Source organism: Vibrio frigidus, assembly GCF_042465995.1.
GTDB lineage: Bacteria > Pseudomonadota > Gammaproteobacteria > Enterobacterales > Vibrionaceae > Vibrio.
In genome coordinates, this window is record NZ_JBCDMC010000021.1 from 18,673 (window position 1) to 42,322 (window position 23,650).

A 23,650-nucleotide genomic window follows, 5' to 3' on the forward strand; every position below is an offset into this window, starting at 1 on the left:
GAAAAAAACGGCTAATTAGTCGTTTTTTTTCGACTATAGTCTAAAACCTTGCACTATAAGTGGTATTTCCTAAATGCTAAACTTTACTTATAGATGAATAACAAAGCAAAAGGGAAGTTCAATGTCATTTCCATATAAAAATATCGTTATATTATCTGGTGCTGGGATATCCGCTGAGTCTGGAATCAAAACCTTCCGTGCACAAGATGGGCTTTGGGAAAACCATAAAATTGAAGATGTCGCCACACCGGAAGGCTTTCATGCCAACCCTGATTTAGTACAAGATTTTTATAACAAGCGACGTCGTAAACTTCAAAGTGAAGAGATAAAACCCAATCTAGCCCACAAAGCTTTAGGGCGTTTAGAAGCAGAGTTGGATGGAAAGGTGACGGTTATTACGCAGAACATTGATAACCTACATGAGCGAGGCGGCACAAAGAATATTATTCATATGCATGGTGAGCTTCTAAAAGCGCGCTGTTCAGAATCTTCGCAAGTTGTTGAACATAAAGATGACATTGAAACGGGAGAGCTCTGTCATTGTTGCCAGATCCCTGTACAGATGAGACCACACATTGTTTGGTTCGGTGAAATGCCTCTTCGCATGGGCGATATCTATTCCGCGCTCGAGGAAGTTGACCTGTTTATTTCTATTGGGACATCTGGTGTGGTTTATCCTGCGGCTGGCTTTGTACATGATGCGCGTATGCATGGCGCTCACACAGTCGAAATAAACCTAGAGCCATCAGCGGTTGAAAGTGAGTTTGAAGAGAAGAGATACGGTAAAGCCAGTATAGAAGTACCAAAACTGGTTGCGGAGTTGCTTAGCCACCAAGATGCCAAAAGCGCTTAGACCGCAAGGTTCTGGACCTCTAACGGGTATAGAAGTATAAATGCGGAAAGAAAGAGGTTGGCTTTAGGGATAGGGTAGAGCAATAAAAAAGCGGCTTAAGCCGCTTTTTTATTGCTGCAGAAATGTCTTATTGTTCGATCTTTAGTTTTTGGAAATACTCTTCATAAAGAACACTTGCTTCGCCAACCTCATCCTGCCAAAAGCCCGAATTCATGACCTCTTGAGGTGGGAATATATTCGTATCGTTCGCGAATTCTTCAGGTAAAAGTGGATAAGCGGATTTGACTGGCGTTGGGTAGCCAATTTCGAGGGCTATCTTGGCCGCATTTTCTGGTCGTAATAGGAAGTCGATCATCTTATGTGCAGCATCGACGTTTTGCGCTCCAGCAGGAATAGATAAACTATCCATCCAGAATATGGTCCCTTTTTCGGGCCAGATTATATCAATGTTTGCGCCTTCTTGGCGTGCCATATAGGCGGAACCATTCCAGAGCATACCCACGGCTGTTTCACCCGCTAAATAAGGGTTTGCAGGAAAATCTGAGTTGAATACGAGTACATTGGGCATCAGCTTTTTAAGCTCGTTATACGCGGCCTTTATTTCGTCTGGGTTTGTAGTATTAGTAGAGTAGCCTAAGCGAACCAAAGCAATGTGGAAGAACTCACGAGAGTCATCCATCATCATCAACTGGCCTTCCCATTTAGGATCCCAGAAGTCATCCCAGCCTGTGATAGAGCTTGCATCCATCATATCAGTATTGATGCCGATACCTGTTGCTCCCCAAATATAAGGAATGGAATAGGTGTTGTCTGGATCAAAAGACTTGTTTAGGTAGTTCTCGTCGAGATCTTTGAAATGCGATAGCTTCGTTTTGTCTATTGCCGTCAACATGTTTTCTTTGCGCATCTTAGAAACAAAATAGGTGGAAGGAACAACTAAGTCATATCCTTTTCCTTGTGTTTTGAGTTTGGCATACATGGTTTCATTTGACTCATAGGTTGAGTAAATGACTTTGATACCTGTCTCTTTGGTAAAGTCTTCTAAGATTGAATTTGGAATGTATTCAGACCAGTTATAAAAATAGAGTTCATTATCAGCAGCAAAAGCACTTGCTGATAGTGTCGCGGCACAAAGCGTGCTCGAAATAATTTTAGACCAGTTATTCATCATTTTTCCAACCATGTTGATTTTTCTGTCCAAAGAGTAATTCTCTCTGAATCATTCGTTATGCAATACATCATTCGACGTGAATTTTAAACGAAGTTAATTACTTTGCAATCGAATTAAATCGACTTCGTCTTTTCTCGCGCGATAATCTGAGAAAGCGCGACTAAAATTAGAGAGACAACCAACATCAATGTTGCTAATGCATTCACTTCAGGCGATATCCCAACCTTGACCATGGAGTATATTTTGAGCGGCAATATTTCATAAGCTGGACCCGTGACAAAGGAGCTAATAATGACATCATCCAATGAGAGGGTAAAACTAAGCAACCAGCCAGCGGCTACAGCAGGTTTTGCTAATGGAAATATTATCTGTTTTAAGATTATCCACTCGCTCGCGCCAAGGTCTTTTGCCGCCTCTAACATTTTGACATCAAATCCATTTAATCTGCTGTATACCGTAACGACAACGAATGGTAAACAAAAGGTAATGTGTGCAATAAATAAGGTAACAAAGCCTAACTGGACACCTATGACTAGAAACAGAGCGAGCAACGATATCGCCATAACAATATCGGGTGACATCATGACAATGAAAAGTAGGCTGTTAACCATACCTTTACCTTTGAAGCGATAACGAAACAGGGCCACGGCAGTTAAGCTTCCTAAGATGGTTGCTACGGTCGCAGAATAGAGGGCGATATTGATAGAATGCCATGCCGCTTGCATCAAACTGTCGTTGTTAACCAAGGACTCATACCATTTCAGCGTCCATCCTCCCCATTTCATGCCAAATTTACTGACATTAAATGAATTTATGATGAGAACGAAAATAGGCAGGTATAAAAATAGATACACTAGACTGACGAAGCTGAATTGAAATATACGTTTCATAGCTAAAACTCTCCCTTACGGTTGAGCATCTTCCCAACCTTGTAATAGACAGTCAGCATCACAGCCATTGATGCCGTTAATGCGATGCTAGTAGCAGCACCAAACGGCCAATCTCGACTATTTAAAACTTGGCTCTTTATGACGTTGCCAATGAGCAAGTTTTTTGCGCCCCCGAGTAAATCGGACACATAAAACATACCAAGCGCGGGTAATAAAACCAACAGGCAACCTCCAATAATACCAGGCATGGTGAGCGGCAAGGTGACGCTCATAAAAGTTTGAATTTTATTGGCACCAAGATCCTTTGCTGCTTCTATGTATGTGTTATCCAACTTTTCTATAGCGGAGTAGAGTGGCAATATCATAAATGGCAACAGAACATAAACGAGTCCGATCATGACAGCGGTTTCTGTATACATAAGACGAATTGGTTTCTCTATAATGTCTAACGCGAGCAAGCTTTTATTTAAGATGCCTTGAGTGCCAAGTACTATCTTTAAGCCGTAGGTACGAATTAATGAATTTGTCCAAAAAGGAACGATAACTAAAAATAACATAATAGGGCGTTTATCAACGGGCATTTTTGCCACGATGTAGGCAAATGGGTAGCCGATGATCAAACATAAAAGCGTCGCAATAATCGCCATATAAAAAGAGTGCGCCAATACTTTAGCGTATAGCGGATCAAACAAGCGGGCATAGTTGCCCAGAGTGAACGTCATTTCAATTAGATTGGCTTCATCTCTTGTTAAGAAACTGGTGCCAACAATCATCAGGTTAGGCAGAAGAACAAACAACGTCAACCAAACAACGATTAAGACAATGATTGCTTTCTGTAGGTTAAACTTGTTGTTCATCTTTCAATACCACTTCCCAACTTTCTACCCAAGTGACAACCACTTTCTGACCTAGAGAGTGGTCGACGTCGGGATCATCTTCATTAAAGAACTCACTGACCATGACTCGATCACCATTTTCTAACTCTATGACCGAATCTAATGTCATCCCTTTATAAGTCCGTTCTAACACATGACCAACGATGCCTTTAGATTCAGATTCTGTAATCTCTTCTAATCGAAGATCCTCTGGGCGTAGGAGGACTTGTAGCTCCTCACCTTGTTTAAAGTCACCGTCGAAATAGATGGTCGACTCCACGCTATCTATTTCCACAAGTACGCGCTTCTCATCGACACGTCTTAACGCTTTGGCTTTGAACACATTAATTTCACCAATAAATCGAGCGACGAATAGGTTTTTGGGCTCCTCGTATATCTCTTTAGGTGAGCCGTCCTGTTCAATAATGCCATCACGCATAACAATAATACGATCAGACATAGATAAAGCTTCTTCCTGATCATGTGTAACAAAAATGAAGGTGATACCAAGCTTGCGTTGTAACTGCTTTAATTCGATCTGCATCTGTTTGCGAAGTTTGTAGTCGAGTGCTGATAAAGACTCGTCAAGCAACAATACTTTCGGCTTATTCACCACAGCTCTTGCGATAGCAACACGTTGTTGCTGTCCTCCAGATAATTGCTGGGGCTTTCTCGAGGCATATTCTTCGAGGCGAACCATTTTTAGCGCCTCAAGGACCCTCGGTTTTATCTCTGATAGAGCCACTTTTTGCATTCGGAGACCGAACGCAACGTTTTCAAATACCGTCATATGAGGAAAAAGCGCATAGCTTTGAAAGACGGTATTAACGGGTCTATGTTCTGATGGTACATGAGTGACAGTGTCACCGTCGATTGATATTTCACCGGCATCGGCTTGTTCAAAGCCCGCGATTAATCTTAGTACCGTTGTTTTACCACATCCTGATGGACCCAATATAGTTAAAAACTCACCATGATTGACTTCTAAATCGAGACGATTTATGACTTGTTTTCCATCAAAACTTTTTGATATGCAGCCCAAATTGACAACGGGCGTAGGGGACGATGTAATCTGATTCAACGCGTAGTTTGCTCCGTAACATTGAAAAACCGTACGATAACTGATTAACCATGCGCTAAAACGCGGAAGTGAGATTAATTAGGTATCAATATTGATCGAATAATAATCTTCTATTTTAGTAATTCAAAGTCTTTTTCGTCAATGAACTGACAAATTAATAACTTAAAGCAATGCTCTTTTCCTGAGTTTTCAACTTGTTTCTACGCATTGGTTAATAAACATAAACAAGTTTGTGTTTCAAGATTGTAAACAATTTAAGTATACTGTCGCCAATTCTCTGTTAACCAAGAGCGTCGTTGGCAATTTTTAACTCGCTCGGAATAAAAAATGACTAAAAATATTGAAAAAAACTTTACGTTAGGCGGTTCAATTGAAACCGCTTTAACTGGTAAATATGAGTTAAAGCCAGGTGCCGTACTTCACGAGGCTTGGAAATTCACTATTAAAAACTTTGTTTCTTTTTCGCCGGCCATTGTCATTCTTTTAATTGTTCAGATTGCGATTTTCTATATCGCCTTAAAACTGCAGTTAGGTGACCCTTCGGTCATCTTACAGATGTTTCAAAATCCTGAGACATTTGATCAAAGCATAATAGAAGCCATTTTTATTGCAAACTTCAGCTACGAAGTGATTTCGGCGCCTATCTATGCTGGCGTATCAATGATGGCGATGAGTCATGCTGCAGGGTTAGTCACGAAACCAGATCATATATTGAAAGGGCTAGCCTTCACAGTTCCCATCATACTTGCGACACTTATCAGTTTAATTGTCCAAGGTGTGGCGGGTATGCTACTGCCCATGTTCTCTATGTATTTTTCTATCGCATTTAGTAATGCGGTGTTGTTAGTATGTGAAAAACGCATGTCACCAATGCAATCGTTGTTTCTGTCTATAAGAGCCGTGAACAAAAAACTATTCCCATTGGCGAGTATCTATATGGTCTTGTCGGTCTTGATGTTTTTGTCTGCGATTTTTTACGGATTCTTGCTTATTTTTACCTTACCGTTCTTTTTCCACGCTAAGGGCATTATTTACCGCAACATGTTCGGCATCTCGCTAAAAATAATCGCTACAGAGACAAGCGGTAACGATGATCAAGACAATGATGACACTGATGACACTGATGACAATGATGACAATGATGACAATGATGACAGTCAATCCAAGAAAATAGACAAACCGTCAGAATATAGCCAAGGTTCAAATACATTTGATGCGTAAAAAATTAACGTTAATTTTTGTTGTACTTGCGACATTAATAATCGTGACTGTCGTCTTCTTAAGGCAACAAGGTTCTTTAACAGAACAAGCTACGATTACGCTACCTAGTGAGACACCCGATTTTGCTTCAATGCAGGATGCAAATCAAAAGAAACAAGCTTTTTTTGATTTTCTCGCACCAAGTATTCAACTGGAAAATAGAAGAATAATCAGTGAGAGAAAGCGCCTCAATGAGATAAAGCAAGCATTGAGGTCTGAGTCAATTAATGCAGATGATACTCAATATGCTCGTCAACTTGGAGAACGATATTTTTCTACATTACCAACCGAAGGGATAACACCAGACTGGTTAAACAAGATACTGATAAAGGTAAACGTCTTACCTAATGCGCTTGTGTTAACACAGGCGGCTAACGAGTCCGCTTGGGGGACATCTCGCTTTGCGACGGAAGCAAACAACTATTTTGGTCAATGGTGTTATAAAGCCGGTTGTGGATTGATACCGCTCAGAAGACAAGATGGGGCAACCCATGAAGTGGCAAAATTTAAGTCCGTGACAGGGTCGGTTCATGGTTATTTCATGAACGTTAACCGTAACCGAGCCTATTCTGAACTTCGTGAAATTCGAAACAAACTCGCAAAAAATGAAAGTGATTTATTGAGCTCTGAAACGGCAACCGCATTAACCAACGGATTACTTCGTTACTCGGAACGCGGTCAAGATTATGTAGACGATCTACAAACGATGATTCGAATCAACGCAAAGTACTGGACGAAGCAGTAGCGACTTAGATATTGAGTCAATGTTGAAGAATATAAATTGGAAATAATAATATGAAAATCAAAACAATAGCGACATTTATTTGTGCCATTGGCCTAACTGCTTTCACGCCAACGCTTGTCGCACAAGAATATATGTTCACCTATTCTAAGCTCCATTCTCAACTAAAGAACAATGCTAAAGAAGGGCATGAAGATGTGAAAATTGGCTTTTTCTTTACTAATGCTGATACCAAAACACTCTGCAATATTGAAAAGGCATGGATGGAAAAACAGGCAAAATACGAAGAACTTACTCCTGTGAATGGTAAAGAGTTACTCGTACCGTTAGACAGCAATCTAAAATCAGCGAATCCATTGGTGTTTGTTAGAACGCCAATGGACAAGCGTTGTGATTTCTCTATGGTAGTCATGACTAAGGAGCCATTTTCTGACAAGGTTTATTATAAAGATATCGAAAAACTACTGCCTCAAATGCAGAGTATGTTAGAAGACCTTGGTGGGATGTTTGCGAGTTGGTTTACACCGGATGTTGAAGGCGTAACCTTAGAGTTTACTGAACAGAGCACCGGTAAAGTAGCATTCTCTAATGGTTTGTCAGTGGATATAGTAAAAGGAAAGGCACGTATTTTGTTGGCAGATCTTAAACCCGGCGATTATATTGAATTGCCAGAGCCAACAACCAGAGTGTTACCTTGGTTGCCTTCTGCTAAATAGTTTCTATCCAACACCTATTATTTTGGGCCGTAAGTAAATAATGTACTGAACGAGTATTTTGTTTGATTATGGCGCAATGAATATTGCCTGTTTTCACTCCTGTCAAAACACAGTATAATCCGCGCCCAACTATTGTTATTGCTAGTATGTAATTGTTACGCTAACAAACCGTTTTTCGCGAACAAATAGTGGTCATTAAAAATAATGTTGAGATTTAAATATTCTATCAACAATATTTTCAGTAAAGAAACGCCGGCACTAGATTCGGCAGCATGAGAAGTCGAAATGAACCAAATTGATACAAATAAACAATCATTAGAATTCAATAAACTCCAAAAACGTCTAAGACGTAGTGTTGGAAATGCCATTGTTGATTACAACATGATAGAAGAAAATGACGTTGTTATGGCGTGCATCAGTGGCGGTAAAGATTCATTTGCAATGTTAGATGTATTACTCAAGCTCAAACAAGCTGCACCGATAAATTTTGATGTTGTCGCCGTTAATCTAGACCAAAAACAGCCCGGATTTCCTGAACATATACTCCCAGAGTATTTTGAAAACCTTAACATCCCATATTACATCGTTGATAAGGATACCTATTCTGTCGTCCAAGAGAAGATAGAAGAGGGGAAAACAACTTGTGGACTCTGCTCACGTTTGCGCAGAGGTACGTTGTACTCATTTGCAGAAAAAATCGGAGCAACAAAAATAGCACTTGGTCATCACCTAGACGATATCGTTGAAACGATGTTTTTGAATATGTTTCACGGCGCTCGGTTAAAAGCGATGCCACCAAAGTTACGTTCAGATGATGGCCGAAACGTTGTTATTCGCCCATTAACGTACTGCAGGGAGAAAGACCTAATAGAGTATGCGGATTATAAACAGTTTCCAATTATCCCCTGTAATCTATGTGGCTCACAAGAAAACCTACAACGTCAAAGTATCAAGGCGATGTTGATTGATTGGGACAAGAAGACACCAGGACGCGTAGAGAAGGTATTTAAATCTATTCAGAATGTCAGTCCAAGTCAGCTAGCCGATAAAGCGTTGTTTGACTTTGTAAACCTGCCGATAGATAGAGAAGGTGAAAGGAAAGCTTATGCTTTCGACGAGGCCGAAGTTTCCTCGTCTAACATCGATGAATCAATGTTCATTGACGTTTCAAATATTTAGTTATTAACTTCAATTCAACCCTATTTAAAAACCACCTGTAAACAGGTGGTTTTGTGTTTAAACATTATGTTGGTTGATTCGGGTCCAGTGGGCTAACAAAACCTCTGGGTTTAAGTGCAAGGACATCACAGTTTATCTTGTCGATAACATGCTCTGCTGTGTTACCAATAAACACAGCGGAAATACCTGTCCTACCGGTGGTGCCCAATATAACCAATCCTGCTTTTAATTCTTGAACTACCGCAGGAATAACATCCTCAGGAAGGCCTTGCTCAACTCTCGTATATTGCTCGTCCAACCCATGTTTTTGTCTAAGTGCTTTCATCGCCTTAAGGTGATGGCCTCTCACCGCGTCAGTATAGGTTGTTGGATCGAACTCGGGCAGCTCAATGGTTATATTAGCTGGAGTAACCGGGTAAGAATTTACAAGATAAGGCTGCGCGTCTAAGCGGCTACAAAGGTTCTTTAACTGCTCAACCATACAATCGTTTAATTCAATGTGCGTGGGATTTTCGGAGCCAACATGAACCGATGCGATCACATTACCGTTCTCTGGCCATTCGTGCTCTTTAACAAGTAACACAGGGCAGGGAGCTTTACGAAGAAGGTGCCAGTCAGTCGGTGTGAAAATGACGGACTCTAAAATATCGTGCTTTCTTGTCGCCTTAATAAGAATGTCGTGGTCTCCCCCAAATATTTCGCCGACAATAGCTTCATAAGGACGGTTGTGCCAGACCACTTTGACGTTAAAATCAACACTATCATCAATATACGGCGCCGCGACTTCATTCATCCATGTGCAACGTTGCTCGATAACCCCTTTGCGCATTGCGTCACGTTCATCTATTGACAACATCGACGTCATCTCATAGGAAAAATCATAAATAGAGAGGAAAAAGGTGATGTTACTTTTCGAGACACTCTTGCGAGCTAATTGCATGGCACGAGCAAGTGCGGGTTGAGGTTCATCGTTTACATTCGCAACGACTAAAATTTTGTTATATATACTCATCACAATTCCCTTTTTATGGAATAGAACCAAAGAGTTATTAAATCTACTCTAACTGTAGACTATTTGGGAGGAATATTTTAACAAAAGAAATGATCGTACTCTAGAAATATGAAGTGGCTCATTATAGAGCCACTTCATCTTGACTTGTTTACTGCTTTTTTAACTACTCTTCAGTAGAGATACCAGCCAGAATTTTTAACTCTTCGTGATCAAGAATAGTAATGTACTTACCCTTAACACTTAAAATGTCTGATTTCTGAAAGCGTCCCAACAATCGACTGATGGTTTCGACGGTTAATCCAAGATAATTACCAATATCACCGCGAGTCATGGTTAAACGAAATTCTCTAGGGCTAAATCCACGCTGTGAGAATCGAGTAGAGAGGTTGAATAAAAATGCGGCTAATCTTTCCTCTGCATTTTTCTTCGAGAGTAATAGGATCATATCTTGATCACCCTTAATCTCGCTACTCATTAAACGCATTATTTGCTGGCGGAGTTTAGGCATCTTTCCCGAAAGGTCGTCTAAAATTTCATAAGGAATTTCGCAAACCATTGAGGTTTCAAGTGCTTGAGCAAATGAGGGGTGAGCATTACCATTTATCGCATCAAAACCAACTAAATCGCCTGCTAGATGAAACGCAGTAATTTGTTCGTCACCTTGTTCGGTTATCGTGTAGCTTTTGATTGTTCCAGAACGGATAGCATAAAGAGATTTTAGGTCATCGCCTGCTTTGAAAATCTCTTGGCCTTTTTGGATCGGTTTTTTGCGCTCGATAATTTGATCCAGCTGGTCGAGCTCTGATTCATTCAAAGTAAATGGGATACAGAGTTGAGAAATACTACAATCTTGGCAGTGAATAGCGCATCCGCCCGACTGAATTCTTTTGGTTGCTGGTTTTTCTGAAATCATAATTTCCAAGTCACTATTTGATATACATCAATATTTTAGCATTGCTATGACGGAAAGGATAGTTAAATAATTAACAAATAAATCAATAAGTTAACTAGATTATAGTAACAAGTTGGACGTTTGCACCAGAATGTAGATGCCGTACGATAAAAGTAAAACAGCACCGGTTTGACGAAAATAGACAGAATTTTTTAATTTATTCAAATAAGCAGCGCCAACGCCCATAAACAGCATTGATGGTAACGTACCTATTCCAAATGCAAGCATGATAGAGGCACCGTTTACAGCACTACCAGAAACCGCAGACCAAGTTAAAGCGGAGTATACTAAACCACAAGGTAACCAACCCCATAAGAGCCCTAATGGCAATGCATGAAATGGTGTCGGTAAGGGCAATAACTTTTTACTGAATGGGGAAAGATGTTTCCACAAGTTCTGACCAAGCTTTTCTACATAGACAAGTCCATGCCACCATTTTCCGATATGCAGTGCAAGAATAATCATTACAACGGCAGACAATACTCTCAGCCAATTGAGTATAGAGTAGTCAGTAACAAGAGAAGCGGCACTCGATATTGTTCCGCCTACAATCGCGCCGGCGATCAAGTAACTGATAATTCGGCCAGTGTTATAGAGCAGGGTAGTTAGCAAACGATCAGATTTTGCCACGGAGTTTATACTCATTGCGGTGGCGATGCCCCCGCACATTCCGATACAATGCGCTGAACCCAAAAAACCGACCATCATTGCACCTAACCAATCACTTGTGATCATCTTTCTTCTTTTCTAATTCGTCATCGAATAAAATATTTTGACCTTGTCTTTCTAGATCTTCAAATTGCTCACTTTTTACTGCCCATAAGAAGATGCCAACCGCGATACACACGAAGATGATGGCAATAGGGATTAATATGTAGAGACTATCCATCTTTTTTTAGCAACCTTAATGAGTTGGTAACGACGATGATAGAGCTTGCAGACATGCCAACAACAGCTATATAAGGGGCGACATGGCCCATTACTGCAAGAGGAAGTATCAGTAAATTATACCCTAACGACCAAGCAAGGTTTTGCCTAATTACCTTGCGGGTATTTAGCGCAAGTTTTCGAGCATGTAAAATATGACTTAATTTATCGCCAAGGAGCACAATATCCGCAGAGGCTTTAGCCACATCCGTTCCACCGCCCATAGCAATAGAAAGATGAGCACCCGAAAGCGTTGGTGCGTCGTTTATTCCATCGCCAACCATTAGGGTTATATCCTCTTTACCTAACGCTCGCAGGTAAGCCAGCTTTTTCTCTGGAGACGCATCGGCAACCACCTTACCTACATTGATTTCCTGTGCCACTCTATTTGCGTTTATTAACGAGTCACCCGTTAAAAGGGTGGTTTTAATACCGAGTGAATGTAGTTGCTCGATGAAGGCTTTACTTTCATTCCGTATTGGATCGCGGTAACTGAATGTGGCAATGTGTTGGTTATCAACAGAGAGGAAAATAGAGGACGGAGTAGAAAGTGCTTCATCACCCAATACAAATTGTGCGTTACCTATTCGACACTCTTGTCCTTGCCACAGGCCTTGGATACCAAAACCAATGACATTTTTTACTTCTGACACTGTCGCGTCTTTTTTGCTTGTCTGTTTAAAGGCCTTCGCAATTGGATGATTGGCATGCTTCTCAAGTGCAGCCGCAATCGCCAGACACGTGTCTTTATCTTGCACTGAATAAAGGGCGACATTATCGATGTGTATCTCACCTTTTGTTAGCGTGCCCGTTTTATCAATAACCAAGTGATTCACTTTGCAAAACGTTTCTATAACGTGCGCTTTACGAAGCAACAAGCCTAAGTCGCCCATTCGTGATGTCGCACATGTCACTGCCGTTGGAGTGGCAAGTGATAACGCACAAGGACAAGTGGCGACAAGAACCGATAGCATGATCCAGAATGCATCGTCGGGTTGATGTTGGTGCCAATATAACCATGTTGCAAATGCTATTGTTAGGATGGCAGCAACAAAATATCGAGCGATAACATCAGCAATCTGAGCAATCTTGGGTTTCGTCATTTGAGCCTCATCTTGAAGGCGAACAATACTCGCCAACATCGATTCAGCTTTGGTTGCGGTGACCTCCAACTCAAAGGCCTCGTCAGTATTAATGCTGCCAGCATAGACGTTATCGTCAACGCTTTTAACCACAGGGATAGATTCACCAGTAAGCATCGATTCATCTACGTGAATGCGACCATCTATAATTAGGCCGTCTGCGGGTATATGCTCACCTGGCAAAACGCGAACACGATCTCCCGGCTGTAATACACGCACTGGTACTTGAGTCCCATCGATTTTAGTTGCCATCGCCGGGATCAGTTTTAATAAGTTAGCGCTCGCGGCTGCCGCTTTCCTTCTTGCTCTCATCTCTAAGAATCGACCGAGTAGCAAGAAAAAGGTAAACATTGATACGGACTCAAAGAAGACCTCACCTTGTTCTTGTACCGTTGCGATAACACTGGCCACGTAAGCGAATATTAAGGCAATAGACACTGGAACGTCCATGCCGAGTGTTCGACCTCTTATGCTACGCCACGCATTTAGGTAAAAAGGTAGGGCAGAGTAAAGCAGAACGGGGGTGGCAAATAATAAACTGACGATGCGGAGGTATTGTTTGAATTCAGTATCAAGGTCACCAAAAACTTCAAAGTATAGTGCGACAGCAAGCATCATGACCTGCATAGAGGCTAAGCCTGCGATTCCCAAACGATACAAGTACTGCTTCATAGATTGATGATAGGTGGCTTCGTGGGCATCAGCTTCGAACGGGGCCGCTTTGTAACCAAGCCTATGGATAGAAGACAGAAGGTCGCTCAATTTGGTTTGAGTATTATCCCAGTTTACTATTGCTCTATTGGTCGTGGTGTTAACACGAATTAAATTTACGCCCGGCTTATCGTTAATCTGTTTTTCAATTAACCAAGCACAAGCCGCGCAGGTGACACCCTCTAAAGAAAGCGTTACCTCTGAGGTATTATCGCTTTTACGTACAAACTCGGATTGAACTTCCTCGTTGTCGTAATTGATTAAAGCCTGCAACTGTTCAGGCACAAGTTCTGCTTTTTCTGCCTTTTCAGTGCGGTATTGATAATAGCTAACCAGCCCACTATCTATAATAGTTTGCGCGACAGCTTGGCAACCTGGGCAACACATCTCCCTCGCTTCACCAAGTATTTCGACAATAAAATCCGTGTTCTCTGGTACATCTTCACCGCAGTGATAACACGAGTGTGCCATAGTGACTCTCTGTTATTAATTAACAAGAAGGATAGGACTAACAGCAGGGAAGGAGACTTTCCCTTGCAATAACCATTCTTTTGTATGAGGTTGAATTTCTACAAACCATGGGCCACTAAGATCGCGATCCAATTTGATTCGATACTGCCCCTTTGCATCTGAACTAACTACTTTTTGGAAGTCACGATCGGCTAAGGTTCTATGGCTAAATACAATAGTCAGCGCTGGATAAAACTCAAGGTCACCTTTATCAAAAGTAACAGAGACAAAATCAGCGTCGGATGACACGCTAGCAGAAAGGCCTAAAGCGCCTGCTTGTCTAATTCTTGAGAGATCAATATTAATCCCTTTGCCTTTTTTATAATAGTCTTCGGCAACAAGAGAAACTGAATTTTGAGTAAAAATGGCAAGGGTTGTAAAACCTGCTATTACGACGCACAAAGGTAATGTGATCAGAAACCACGGCCAAAATTGTTTATACCAAGGTTTTATCATGAGATTCTCTATGAAAAATGTCTCTAGGACATAAAGAGGTTATTGGAAAAAAGAATAGCCCCAAAAATTGGGGCTATTCTTTTGCAGTGGATTACTTATCTTTGTTGCTTAAGCTCCAAACATAAGAGGCGACGAGTTGTACTTTCTCTTCACCAAGAATGTCTTTCCAAGCGGGCATCACGCCTTGACGACCATTAGCTACGGTTGCCGTTACTTCTGCGCGCGAGTCACCAAATAACCAATCATTATCAGTCAAATCAGGTGCACCCAATGCCGGGTTACCTTTACCATCTGTACCATGACATGCCGCACACACAACAAAGCGCTGCTTACCAGCGGCTGCTTCACGTGCATTCACTTTACGACCAGCTAGGCCTAAAGTATAGGTGACCACTTCTTTAACGCCTTGCTCACCCAGAGCGTCACCCCATGCAGGCATTGCGCCTATACGACCATTCATGATAGTCGTCAGGATGGCTTCTGGTTCTCCGCCGTACAACCAAGCGTTGTCTGTCAGGTTAGGAAAGCCAATTTGCCCCCTAGCATCTGAACCGTGACACTGAGAACAGTTTTGTAGAAACAGACGTTGACCAACTTTAAGCGCTTCCGGATCAGCGGCTATCTCGGGGATAGAACGTAAATCTCCGTTTGAACTATAAGCAAGTTTATCGAATGCCTCACCATAGAAAGTATTTGCATCATCCAGTGCTCTAGCATACTCATCAAGGGTTTGATTCGCATGCGCTTGCACTATGTACTGTTTAGATTCTTCGAGATTCTTAACCACTTGGTTAGAACTCGTCCAACCCAGTAGGCCTTTAAAAGACCCCAAACCTGGGAATAATGCCAAATAAATAATGGTGAACACAAAGGTACCAATAAACAAAAAACTCCACCATTTTGGTAGCGGGTTGTTTAGCTCTTTAATACCGTCATATTCGTGATCCATTTCGGCGCCTTCTTCGACACCGACATTGTTTTTTAAGGCCCAAGCCAAAATCACAGCACACCCAACCAGTGTGATGACTGTGAGAATGATAATCCACGCACTCCAAAATGACGTCATTATTTGCTTACTCCTTTATTTTTTTTGGTTGTCGCTTTTTTCTCATCAGCAAACACTAAGTTTGCATCCTCTTCAAAGCGACCTTTACGGTTTTTACCGTAAGCCCACCAAACGACCCCAAAAAAGCTAACAAATAGCACAACGGTCCAGATGGAATGGAAAGTACCAATAGTCATAATGATTCCTCCTTATTTCATCGCATGGCCGAGAGACTGAAGATAAGCGATTAATGCGTCCATCTCCGTTTTCCCAACAACATCTGCTTTAGCAGTTGCTATTTGGTCATCAGTATATGGAACGCCAAATTGATCGCGGAACAAGGTTAACTTGGCCTGCGTTAATTCGCCGTCTAACACATTTTCTGCTAACCAAGGGAAGCCTGGCATATTCGATTCAGGAACCAAAGATCTTGGATTCAACAAGTGTACACGGTGCCATTCGTCTGAATAACGAGCACCAACACGAGCGAGATCTGGACCTGTACGCTTAGAACCCCATAAGAATGGATGTTCCCAAACGCTTTCACCCGCGACAGAATAGTGACCATAGCGCTCAGTTTCTGCGCGGAAAGGTCGAATCATCTGGCTGTGACATACGCTACAACCTTCACGGATGTAAATGTCACGACCTTCCATCTGAAGGGCTGTATAGGGCTTCAAATTATCAACAGGTTCGTTTACTTGCTTTTGGAAAAACAGTGGAACAATTTCCACCAAAGCACCTAAGCTGATAGCTAAAATAATTAAAATCGCTAGCAAACCGACGTTACGTTCGACTAGATCATGGCGATTATTTGAGTTTGAACTCATTAATAAATCTCCTTATGCCGGTTGCTCGATAGCTTGTAAGCTATCTTCAGGTGCCGTTATTGTTTTGTATGCGTTATAAGCTAACAAGAACATACCTGATAGGAAAATTAAGCCACCGATGAAGCGTACTGTGTAGAACGGATAAGATGCTTGAACCGACTCTACAAAGCTATAGGTTAATGTACCGTCCGCGTTAACTGCACGCCACATCAGACCTTGCATTACACCTGAGATCCACATCGCGACAATATAGAGCACGGTACCAATAGTGGCTAACCAGAAGTGTACATTGATTAATCCAACAGAATACATTCTCTCTTGACCAAATAGCTTTGGAATCAAGTGATATATGGCACCGATAGAAACCATCGCAACCCAACCGAGCGCACCTGAGTGCACATGACCAATTGTCCAATCAGTATAGTGGGAGAGCGCATTAACTGTCTTAATTGCCATCATTGGACCTTCAAACGTGGACATGCCATAGAATGAAAGGGAAACAACCATGAAACGTAAGATAGGGTCATAACGTAATTTATGCCAAGCACCAGAAAGCGTCATTATACCGTTGATCATGCCACCCCAAGATGGAGCAAACAGAACCAAAGACATCACCATACCGAGTGATTGAGCCCAGTCAGGCAGTGCAGTGTAATGAAGGTGGTGAGGACCAGCCCAAATATACAGAGAAACAAGTGCCCAGAAGTGGACTATCGATAAACGATATGAATAAACAGGTCTTCCGGCTTGCTTAGGTACAAAATAATACATCATTCCTAAGAAACCAGCAGTCAGTAGAAAGCCTACCGCATTGTGTCCGTACCACCACTGTATCATTGCATCGGTCGCGCCAGAGTATAATGAGTAAGATTTACCCATAGAAACTGGTATTGCCATGCTATTAACAATGTGTAAAACGGCAACAGTAAGTATAAATGCACCGAAGAACCAGTTGGCCACATAGATATGCGATGTCTTTCGCTTAACCATCGTGCCGAAAAACACGATGGCGTAGGCGACCCAGACGACGGCAATCAAAATATCGATTGGCCATTCTAGTTCCGCATATTCCTTACTTGTTGTGTACCCAAGAGGGAGTGTGATAGCAGCAAGCAATATAACAAGTTGCCATCCCCAGAAAGTGAAGGGTACGAGAATTCCACCAAACAGACGTGTTTGGCATGTACGTTGAACGACATAATATGAAGTTGCAAAAAGGGCGCTGGTACCAAACGCAAAAATTACAGCGTTAGTATGTAGCGGGCGTAAACGGCTGTAGGTTAACCACGGCGTATCAAAGTTTAGCTGTGGCCAAACTAACTGAGCAGCAATCAACACACCTACAGACATACCAACGATTCCCCATAGTATGGTAACTAGGGTAAATTGACGTACGACTGTATAGTTATAGTTGTGCTCAAGTTGTTGTACTTGGCTCATTATATTTCTTCCAATTTTTAAGTGACTATTTGCTTTTTTTTGACTTTGTGTCGTAATACATTCCAAAGGTGATTAAAAAAACGTCAATCTATCTTTCTGTTCTATCAAAACACGGTTTGGAGTGATTTTTCACACGACATGATAATTGAATTAACATTTTAATGACAACGATTTAACCTGCAATTTTTACATTGCAAGTTCATTTATTACTAAAAGTTTGAAGCTTGTTGCACGAGAATATAAAAAATGGCCGCAGAAAAACTGACAAAAGGGCGCTTAGCTCAAATTTTATTCATGTTAGGTATACTCATTATCGCGTTTACATGGCGTAGCCTAACTCACTCAAATAATGATGTTTTATGTTATGTCGAACAGGATTGCATTATCGAAAATGATTCGATGAATGTCAGCTTAAAATGGCAAAAGAAGGACAATAATTATCGTATATCCTCTACTACGGTCGAGGAAGAACTCACTCTTGAACTCGTCAATTCAGAGGCGATATTAGAGGTTAAATTGGACCATTGGTTACTGAAAATTGAGAGTCTGCCCGTACGAATCAGATTATCAAAACAGGACCAATTGTTAGAAAAGGCACGTTATATCAATTTTCGGTAGAAAACTCTGATTTTCGATAGTTTTATCAAGAAGAAATACACTCAAAATTCCGTAATGATGTTGGTGATTAATTGTCGCAACCAACTATTTTTGTTCTCTTGTTGAACGGATTTTAGATAAACCAGTTTGATGTCAAAACTGGAGACAGGAATAGGCGGAGGCAGTGCCATCAGTGAGTGACTGTACATTTCCGTTTCGGCAAATCGTTTAGGCACAATGCACATTAATTCTCTCCCTAACAATAGACGACGGATAGTTAAGAAGTTTCTTGAGGCAACGCTTACTCGGCGTTCAAGACCTAACTTATTTAATTCGTTATCAATTTTTGTTTGTAGATGACCGTCGGGGCTAACTAAGGCATGTTCTATCGAGATAAATTCCTCTACGCTTAAAGTGGTACGAAATGATACCGAATCTGGATCAAATAGGCAGAGATGGTCTTCTGTATATAAATGGTCTGAAATGAACCTCTTATCCAAACTTTCTATACTGCCAATGACAATGTCTATTGTTTCACTTTCGACCATTTGGCGGTAATTACCACGATTAACGTTATAAAACCCTATTTGAGACTTTGGTGACTGTGCTTTAATCTCATCATAGATAGAAGGTGCGAAGAGCTGTTCAGCGTAATCAGTCAGTCCTATTTTCCAATAACCTTCGAATTCACTTGCAAAAAAGGCAGGCTTAATGAGTAATTTCGTTTGTATAGAATAGAGAAGTTCTTCGATTACCGGTGCAATTTCATGGGCTCTCTGTGTCGGTTCCATATGAATGCCTACGCGAGTGAACAACGAATCATCGAATAGCGTTCTAATGCGTTGAAGGGTATGGCTCATTGCGGATTGACTGATAAAGCAACGTTCAGCGGCCATGCTAACGCTGTTCGTTTTGTAAAGGGCTTGAAAAGCGACCATCAAATTGAGGTCGACATCTTTCCATTTAACACCATTCATACACTTCGTCCCATATGATTCATATAGTCTATTAAAACTATTAATTTGATTCATTTTAGCTTATTAATTAAATTGATCACAACGCTATAAAAGAGTGACATTCAAATGTGGTCAATTTTTAAACTGTTTTTTATTCTTGGCTGGGTTAGCTTTGGCGGTCCAGCGGCGCATATTGGTTATTTTCGTCAAGCATTTGTTGAAAAACATAAATGGTTAGATGATAACGAGTACGCCCAAATTGTCGCCCTAAGCCAATTTCTTCCTGGACCGGGATCGAGTCAAGTAGGGTTTGCGCTTGGATATAAAAAGGGGGGCGTACTTGGTGCATGCGCTGCGTTTGTTGGTTTTACCCTTCCTTCCATGTTGATCATGCTGGGGCTAGCAACGGCAAGTAGTCAAATAATAGGAACCAGTGTCTATCAAGGCATAGTGCACGGATTGAAATTGCTTGCCGTCGTCGTCGTTGCAGATGCTACGTGGGGTATGTATAAAAATTTCTGTAAAACCAAGTTAACGGCAGGTATTTGCGTCGCAACTACGTGTTCGCTTCTTATCCTTCCGGGTATTAGTGCGCAGATGGTTGCCCTGGTTATTGCTGCTCTGATAGGGGGGAGCTTTATGAGAACAGAAGCGAAGAGTGATCTTCAACCTTTTAAACCATCTATAATTCCTTTGGTATTATTTATGGTGTTATTGATTGGTTTACCACTTATCAGTCATTACTCCTCAATGATTGATCTATTCGGTCACTTTTACCAAGCAGGAAGCTTTGTCTTTGGCGGTGGTCATGTGGTTCTTCCTTTACTTCAGAGCTTAATTGGCGAACAAGTTAGTCAGGATGTATTTATGACAGGGTATGCGGCGGCTCAAGCCGTGCCCGGCCCGATGTTTACTCTGGCAACGTATATTGGTTATCAGATGTCATCGTCGCCAATATTGGGCGCCTTTGCCGCGACACTCGCTGTATTCTTACCTGGCTTATTATTATTACTCGCGGTCTTAAAGAATTGGCAACACCTGGCGGGGAACCCCAAGATGGCTGGTGCCCTTCTTGGGGTGAATGCTTCCGTTGTTGGCTTACTCCTTTCTGCCCTTTATTATCCTATTTTTAGTGGGGCAATCACCTCGTCTATTGATGTTGCAATAGTGGTTTTAGGGTTTTATCTTTATAAGACCCTGAACCTTTCAGTGCTCTGGGTGATTATGTATTTCCTCCTCGTTGGGATGTTACTTTAAACTTATTTCGCTTATCTCTCTTTAAGTTGTTAAGATGCGGTTTTTCTCCCTTTGAGATACTTTATGTCTAAATTTTTCTATCGTGGCACCCCTGATATTATGTCGAATTACGGCAAAAATGGTTACAAAACAAACGCAGAGGTCAAGCCCGGAACATCCAATTATCCATTGTCACTAACCGTGATTAGCCAGCAACGTAAGGATGAAGTTCAGAGTTTGATTGAACAACATCAGCTTTTCGCTAATATTGAAATAGATAGCGAAGCCGCAGAAGATATTAGCGAACTCGATGCGGTATTAAATAAACCCAAGACTCAACGCTTTGACAAAAAACCGGAACGTAATGATCCTTGTTCTTGTGGTAGTAAGAAAAAATACAAGAAATGTTGCGGTAAATAATCCCACTTTTATTGTCGTGTAATATTTGTTTACAAATCAAAGTTATTTCTGACATCACGCGTACAATAACTCGCTAACGCAACGTTATTATTTACCCCAATGTTATGTTGTTTTGGGGAGGCGTATGTTCGAATATTTGGAGAAAAGCAGGTGTAGAGAAAATGTGAATGACATTCTTCATTCTGTTGGTATGGATAAATCGGCGGCACAAGAGTTAACCTTCAGTTATCCCGAATGTTTTGAACCAATGAGTCGGTTGACATATCAACTTCCGCGTCAAATTTTTCATCTTATAGCGACGTTGGTTTTCTTAGAACATATTCTGACAAAATCGAGAAGGCCTCACTATTCGATATATCATTATAAAAATAATATAGACGCTAAGCTTTTAAAGGTAACAAGTGCCAGTGTTCAGCGAGAACGGGTTGTTCAATGTTATCGGGAGACAAGAAACCTTATCGGCAATAGAATCAATTAATGTATTAAATAAATCTGCAGCCTTTAATTAGGGGCTGCAGTATTTTATACCACCGCTGATTTTGGGTTACCCTGTCACCTTTTAAGCGCTATTTTCTTTTATAAATGAAACGTTACATTACAAATCCGTGTAATCAAATTGGGTTGGCTTTTCCTAATTATCACGCTTTTATTGAACAATTCCGTTAAAATAAACCAATATAAATAACAACTTAACGGTAAAGTTTTTAACAGAGGTTACATGTATAGAAAAGAATTATTTATTTTTGATATGGACGGAGTGTTGCTTGATTCCGAACCGCATTGGCGTAAAGCTCAAATTGAGTTATTGGAACAGCTTGGTATCAATATAACTGAAGAAGAATGCATTCTGTACACAATGGGCAAGCGTATAGATGATATTGCCGCGTTTTGGATCGGACGTTTTAACTTAACGGTTGATCAAAGCATATTCGCTAGTTCTCTTTTGCAAAAGACGGCCACTTTAATATGTCAACGAGCGACGGCCCGAGAAGGGGTTCATGCGTTGATCGACTTCCTACAGAAAAAAGGCTGCCGTATTGCGTTAGCAACCTCATCCAGTTATCCGATCATATCCGCGGTTCTAGAGAAGTTGGATATAATGGATGTCTTTGAGCTTACACTAAGCGCTGATGAAGTTGAAAACGGAAAACCTTTACCTGATGTATATTTAGAAGTGTGCCGTCGGTTGGGTGTTTCCACTAACAATGCCATTGCTTTGGAAGATAGTATTACCGGGGTAAGATCTGCTGTTTGCGCAAAAATAACCACAATAGCCATACCTGAGCAGGCATCTAAGGAGTTTGATATCGCAAATCATATCGTTGCTCACTTAGACGAGGTTGTAGGGATCCTCTCTGAGTATTTTTAGTAAATAGTAGAATAACTATAACGTTTTCACCTTTTAAGCTTGTAGATGTTACCAGAATCAGTACTGAAAAATATCTCCCCGTTTGGGGACACTTCAATGTCTCTGATTCGTTCACCAAGATTTAATAGAATTCGGTCTTCCGCGATATCGTCATTGTCCTTATTGAGTGTGACGACATTAATATGCGTCAACTTAAGCGCACCAGATAGTAATCTGCCTTTTAACTCCGGAAAGATCTCACCTCGATACAAGACCAAACTACTTGGAGCGATTGAAGGGATATATATCTTAATTGGTGATTCAATTTCTTCTTTTTCAGTTGCTTCGCCAACATTGATTGGGCCCCAATATTCTTTACCGTGTGAGGTAATTGGCCATCCATAATTAGCGCCTTCTTTGATTAAGTTAATTTCATCCCCACCGCGTGGCCCGTGCTCAATTGACCAGAGCTGTTGGGTCTTATGATCGAAGAATAATCCTTGTGGGTTGCGATGCCCGTAACTCCATATTTCGTCTAGTACATTTTTGTTGCTGACAAACGGGTTATCTGGTGGCGTACTACCATCCGGGTACAAACGCAAGATTGAGCCGGCATGATTCAGGGTGTTCTGACCATTTTCTCGTTCACCACGGTCTCCGATTGAAAGGTAAAGACTATTATTATCAAATGTAATTCGGCTTCCGAAATGTCTATTGGTATCGGTTTGGGATATTGAAACAAATATATCCTTCCAATCTGATAATAACCCACTCTGGTAAGTAGCTGATGCAAGGGTTAAAGTGCCTTTGTTATTGTTCTCTTTACTGTAGGTAACGTATATTTTGTTGTCATCGAAGGGGGAGAGTGCGATGTCTAAAAGTCCACCTTGTCCTTTCGCCCAAACATTTGGAATCTCAGCCAAAGTCTTATGTTCACCGGTTAACAGGTTGAGTCTTTTGATTGCACCACTTCTCTCCGTTATGAGCATAGTGTTATCGTCGATATAGGCCAATCCCCATGGTATGATTAGTCCGTCGCTCACTTTTTCCACTTCATATGCGTGAACAGTACTCGCCATTAGCACGACAAGCATTGATACCTTTATTTGATGGGTTATTTTCATCTATCAGCCTGAAATATCGGGTGGATTATTATTCAGTTTAGCGTTCAACTCACGTTAGTACATGCAACATTTCTGGTTATTCTTTGATTTCATCGTGCGAAGAGGATAAATTCAATTATTTCTCAATAATAGTCATTGCGTAACTGCGGTGCTAATTATTTGAGTGTATTTCGAGGG

The 23,650-nt window shown here is 41.2% G+C and carries 25 protein-coding genes; 9 read left to right on the plus strand and 16 right to left on the minus strand.

Going from position 1 to position 23,650, the window contains the following annotated elements:
- Positions 1–121 precede the first annotated feature (121 nt).
- Positions 122–853: a Sir2 family NAD+-dependent deacetylase gene (gene cobB / locus AACW90_RS21960; RefSeq protein WP_390238970.1), complete on the plus strand. Its 732-nt coding sequence runs from the start codon at positions 122–124 to the stop codon at positions 851–853.
- Positions 854–980: 127 nt separating this feature from the next.
- On the opposite strand, the gene AACW90_RS21965 is transcribed toward cobB, so the two are convergent.
- The 4 genes from AACW90_RS21965 to potA form a co-directional block, all read right to left on the minus strand.
- A complete protein-coding gene (locus AACW90_RS21965; protein ID WP_390239039.1) occupies positions 981–2,021 on the minus strand; it encodes an extracellular solute-binding protein in 1,041 nt (346 codons plus the stop codon).
- A gap of 116 nt (positions 2,022–2,137) precedes the next feature.
- A complete protein-coding gene (gene potC, locus AACW90_RS21970; protein ID WP_390238972.1) occupies positions 2,138–2,914 on the minus strand; it encodes a spermidine/putrescine ABC transporter permease PotC in 777 nt (258 codons plus the stop codon).
- Positions 2,915–2,916: 2 nt separating this feature from the next.
- Positions 2,917–3,771, minus strand: coding sequence for a spermidine/putrescine ABC transporter permease PotB (potB, locus tag AACW90_RS21975; RefSeq protein WP_390238974.1), 855 nt, complete (start codon positions 3,769–3,771; stop codon positions 2,917–2,919).
- Positions 3,755–4,870: a spermidine/putrescine ABC transporter ATP-binding protein PotA gene (gene potA, locus AACW90_RS21980; RefSeq protein WP_390238976.1), complete on the minus strand. Its 1,116-nt coding sequence runs from the start codon at positions 4,868–4,870 to the stop codon at positions 3,755–3,757. Before potA ends, potB begins: the two co-directional genes overlap by 17 nt.
- 327 nt (positions 4,871–5,197) lie before the next feature.
- Here potA and AACW90_RS21985 point away from each other — a divergent pair, with 327 nt between their 5' ends.
- The 4 genes from AACW90_RS21985 (at position 5,198) to ttcA (ending at position 8,767) form a co-directional block, all read left to right on the plus strand.
- Positions 5,198–6,091: a hypothetical protein gene (locus AACW90_RS21985; protein WP_390238979.1), complete on the plus strand. Its 894-nt coding sequence runs from the start codon at positions 5,198–5,200 to the stop codon at positions 6,089–6,091.
- Positions 6,084–6,875, plus strand: coding sequence for a glucosaminidase domain-containing protein (locus AACW90_RS21990; protein ID WP_390238981.1), 792 nt, complete (start codon positions 6,084–6,086; stop codon positions 6,873–6,875). The genes AACW90_RS21985 and AACW90_RS21990 overlap by 8 nt, the downstream gene beginning before the upstream one ends.
- 50 nt (positions 6,876–6,925) lie before the next feature.
- A complete protein-coding gene (locus AACW90_RS21995) occupies positions 6,926–7,588 on the plus strand; it encodes a DUF2987 domain-containing protein (protein ID WP_390238983.1) in 663 nt (220 codons plus the stop codon).
- Between the two features lie 285 nt (positions 7,589–7,873).
- Complete coding sequence (ttcA, locus tag AACW90_RS22000) at positions 7,874–8,767, plus strand: tRNA 2-thiocytidine(32) synthetase TtcA (RefSeq protein ID WP_390238986.1); 894 nt, start codon at positions 7,874–7,876, stop codon at positions 8,765–8,767.
- Positions 8,768–8,831: 64 nt separating this feature from the next.
- Here the strand turns inward: ttcA and uspE are convergent, their stop codons facing one another.
- The 10 genes from uspE to ccoN form a co-directional block, all read right to left on the minus strand.
- Complete coding sequence (gene uspE / locus AACW90_RS22005; protein ID WP_390238989.1) at positions 8,832–9,779, minus strand: universal stress protein UspE; 948 nt, start codon at positions 9,777–9,779, stop codon at positions 8,832–8,834.
- 163 nt (positions 9,780–9,942) lie between these two features.
- Positions 9,943–10,692 (minus strand): fumarate/nitrate reduction transcriptional regulator Fnr, encoded by a 750-nt coding sequence (fnr, locus tag AACW90_RS22010; RefSeq protein ID WP_195703286.1) that lies wholly within the window; start codon positions 10,690–10,692, stop codon positions 9,943–9,945.
- A gap of 99 nt (positions 10,693–10,791) precedes the next feature.
- Positions 10,792–11,463 (minus strand): sulfite exporter TauE/SafE family protein, encoded by a 672-nt coding sequence (locus AACW90_RS22015; protein WP_390239042.1) that lies wholly within the window; start codon positions 11,461–11,463, stop codon positions 10,792–10,794.
- Positions 11,453–11,620, minus strand: coding sequence for a cbb3-type cytochrome oxidase assembly protein CcoS (ccoS, locus tag AACW90_RS22020; protein WP_195703285.1), 168 nt, complete (start codon positions 11,618–11,620; stop codon positions 11,453–11,455). The genes AACW90_RS22015 and ccoS overlap by 11 nt, the downstream gene beginning before the upstream one ends.
- Entirely contained in the window at positions 11,613–13,982 is a 2,370-nt protein-coding gene (locus AACW90_RS22025; RefSeq protein ID WP_390238993.1) for a heavy metal translocating P-type ATPase, read from the minus strand. The genes ccoS and AACW90_RS22025 overlap by 8 nt, the downstream gene beginning before the upstream one ends.
- Positions 13,983–13,997: 15 nt before the next feature.
- The gene (locus AACW90_RS22030) at positions 13,998–14,477 is read right to left on the minus strand and encodes a FixH family protein (RefSeq protein ID WP_390238995.1); all 480 of its coding nucleotides are present in this window, start codon (positions 14,475–14,477) and stop codon (positions 13,998–14,000) included.
- Between the two features lie 91 nt (positions 14,478–14,568).
- A complete protein-coding gene (gene ccoP, locus AACW90_RS22035; RefSeq protein WP_390238997.1) occupies positions 14,569–15,543 on the minus strand; it encodes a cytochrome-c oxidase, cbb3-type subunit III in 975 nt (324 codons plus the stop codon).
- Positions 15,543–15,719, minus strand: a complete 177-nt coding sequence (locus AACW90_RS22040) for a cbb3-type cytochrome oxidase subunit 3 (RefSeq protein ID WP_390239000.1) — start codon at positions 15,717–15,719, stop codon at positions 15,543–15,545. Before AACW90_RS22040 ends, ccoP begins: the two co-directional genes overlap by 1 nt.
- Positions 15,720–15,731: 12 nt before the next feature.
- Positions 15,732–16,352: a cytochrome-c oxidase, cbb3-type subunit II gene (ccoO, locus tag AACW90_RS22045; protein ID WP_275136633.1), complete on the minus strand. Its 621-nt coding sequence runs from the start codon at positions 16,350–16,352 to the stop codon at positions 15,732–15,734.
- A gap of 12 nt (positions 16,353–16,364) precedes the next feature.
- Positions 16,365–17,792 (minus strand): cytochrome-c oxidase, cbb3-type subunit I, encoded by a 1,428-nt coding sequence (gene ccoN / locus AACW90_RS22050; RefSeq protein WP_195703279.1) that lies wholly within the window; start codon positions 17,790–17,792, stop codon positions 16,365–16,367.
- Positions 17,793–18,038: 246 nt separating this feature from the next.
- On the opposite strand from ccoN, the gene AACW90_RS22055 reads away from it, so the two are divergent.
- On the plus strand, positions 18,039–18,410 hold the full coding sequence (locus AACW90_RS22055; RefSeq protein WP_390239005.1) for a hypothetical protein: 372 nt from the start codon (positions 18,039–18,041) through the stop codon (positions 18,408–18,410).
- Between the two features lie 41 nt (positions 18,411–18,451).
- Here the strand turns inward: AACW90_RS22055 and AACW90_RS22060 are convergent, their stop codons facing one another.
- Positions 18,452–19,366: a LysR family transcriptional regulator gene (locus AACW90_RS22060; protein WP_390239007.1), complete on the minus strand. Its 915-nt coding sequence runs from the start codon at positions 19,364–19,366 to the stop codon at positions 18,452–18,454.
- A gap of 105 nt (positions 19,367–19,471) precedes the next feature.
- Between AACW90_RS22060 and chrA the strand changes: the two genes are divergently transcribed.
- From chrA to AACW90_RS22075, 3 genes are all read left to right on the plus strand, one after another.
- Positions 19,472–20,602 carry a chromate efflux transporter gene (chrA, locus tag AACW90_RS22065; RefSeq protein ID WP_390239010.1) on the plus strand — a complete coding sequence of 377 codons (1,131 nt, stop codon included), beginning with the start codon at positions 19,472–19,474 and terminating at the stop codon, positions 20,600–20,602.
- 63 nt (positions 20,603–20,665) lie between these two features.
- Positions 20,666–21,001, plus strand: a complete 336-nt coding sequence (locus AACW90_RS22070) for a PBPRA1643 family SWIM/SEC-C metal-binding motif protein (RefSeq protein ID WP_390239013.1) — start codon at positions 20,666–20,668, stop codon at positions 20,999–21,001.
- A gap of 718 nt (positions 21,002–21,719) precedes the next feature.
- Positions 21,720–22,370, plus strand: coding sequence for an HAD family hydrolase (locus AACW90_RS22075; RefSeq protein ID WP_390239016.1), 651 nt, complete (start codon positions 21,720–21,722; stop codon positions 22,368–22,370).
- A 26-nt stretch (positions 22,371–22,396) separates the two neighbouring features.
- Here the strand turns inward: AACW90_RS22075 and AACW90_RS22080 are convergent, their stop codons facing one another.
- The gene (locus tag AACW90_RS22080) at positions 22,397–23,443 is read right to left on the minus strand and encodes a PQQ-dependent sugar dehydrogenase (RefSeq protein ID WP_390239044.1); all 1,047 of its coding nucleotides are present in this window, start codon (positions 23,441–23,443) and stop codon (positions 22,397–22,399) included.
- Between the last annotated feature and the right edge of the window lie 207 nt (positions 23,444–23,650).

Excerpts from the sequence above, each read along its gene's own strand:
- cobB (WP_390238970.1), top strand. The coding sequence starts at position 122 with ATGTCATTTCCATATAAAAATATCGTTATATTATCTGGTGCTGGGATA.
- AACW90_RS21965 (WP_390239039.1), bottom strand. The coding sequence starts at position 2,021 with ATGAATAACTGGTCTAAAATTATTTCGAGCACGCTTTGTGCCGCGACA.
- potC (WP_390238972.1), bottom strand. The coding sequence starts at position 2,914 with ATGAAACGTATATTTCAATTCAGCTTCGTCAGTCTAGTGTATCTATTT.
- potB (WP_390238974.1), bottom strand. The coding sequence starts at position 3,771 with ATGAACAACAAGTTTAACCTACAGAAAGCAATCATTGTCTTAATCGTT.
- AACW90_RS21985 (WP_390238979.1), top strand. The coding sequence starts at position 5,198 with ATGACTAAAAATATTGAAAAAAACTTTACGTTAGGCGGTTCAATTGAA.
- AACW90_RS21990 (WP_390238981.1), top strand. The coding sequence starts at position 6,084 with ATGCGTAAAAAATTAACGTTAATTTTTGTTGTACTTGCGACATTAATA.
- AACW90_RS21995 (WP_390238983.1), top strand. The coding sequence starts at position 6,926 with ATGAAAATCAAAACAATAGCGACATTTATTTGTGCCATTGGCCTAACT.
- ttcA (WP_390238986.1), top strand. The coding sequence starts at position 7,874 with ATGAACCAAATTGATACAAATAAACAATCATTAGAATTCAATAAACTC.
- uspE (WP_390238989.1), bottom strand. The coding sequence starts at position 9,779 with ATGAGTATATATAACAAAATTTTAGTCGTTGCGAATGTAAACGATGAA.
- fnr (WP_195703286.1), bottom strand. The coding sequence starts at position 10,692 with ATGATTTCAGAAAAACCAGCAACCAAAAGAATTCAGTCGGGCGGATGC.
- ccoS (WP_195703285.1), bottom strand. The coding sequence starts at position 11,620 with ATGGATAGTCTCTACATATTAATCCCTATTGCCATCATCTTCGTGTGT.
- AACW90_RS22025 (WP_390238993.1), bottom strand. The coding sequence starts at position 13,982 with ATGGCACACTCGTGTTATCACTGCGGTGAAGATGTACCAGAGAACACG.
- AACW90_RS22030 (WP_390238995.1), bottom strand. The coding sequence starts at position 14,477 with ATGATAAAACCTTGGTATAAACAATTTTGGCCGTGGTTTCTGATCACA.
- ccoP (WP_390238997.1), bottom strand. The coding sequence starts at position 15,543 with ATGACGTCATTTTGGAGTGCGTGGATTATCATTCTCACAGTCATCACA.
- AACW90_RS22040 (WP_390239000.1), bottom strand. The coding sequence starts at position 15,719 with ATGACTATTGGTACTTTCCATTCCATCTGGACCGTTGTGCTATTTGTT.
- ccoO (WP_275136633.1), bottom strand. The coding sequence starts at position 16,352 with ATGAGTTCAAACTCAAATAATCGCCATGATCTAGTCGAACGTAACGTC.
- ccoN (WP_195703279.1), bottom strand. The coding sequence starts at position 17,792 with ATGAGCCAAGTACAACAACTTGAGCACAACTATAACTATACAGTCGTA.
- AACW90_RS22055 (WP_390239005.1), top strand. The coding sequence starts at position 18,039 with ATGGCCGCAGAAAAACTGACAAAAGGGCGCTTAGCTCAAATTTTATTC.
- AACW90_RS22060 (WP_390239007.1), bottom strand. The coding sequence starts at position 19,366 with ATGAATGGTGTTAAATGGAAAGATGTCGACCTCAATTTGATGGTCGCT.
- chrA (WP_390239010.1), top strand. The coding sequence starts at position 19,472 with ATGTGGTCAATTTTTAAACTGTTTTTTATTCTTGGCTGGGTTAGCTTT.
- AACW90_RS22070 (WP_390239013.1), top strand. The coding sequence starts at position 20,666 with ATGTCTAAATTTTTCTATCGTGGCACCCCTGATATTATGTCGAATTAC.
- AACW90_RS22075 (WP_390239016.1), top strand. The coding sequence starts at position 21,720 with ATGTATAGAAAAGAATTATTTATTTTTGATATGGACGGAGTGTTGCTT.
- AACW90_RS22080 (WP_390239044.1), bottom strand. The coding sequence starts at position 23,443 with ATGCTTGTCGTGCTAATGGCGAGTACTGTTCACGCATATGAAGTGGAA.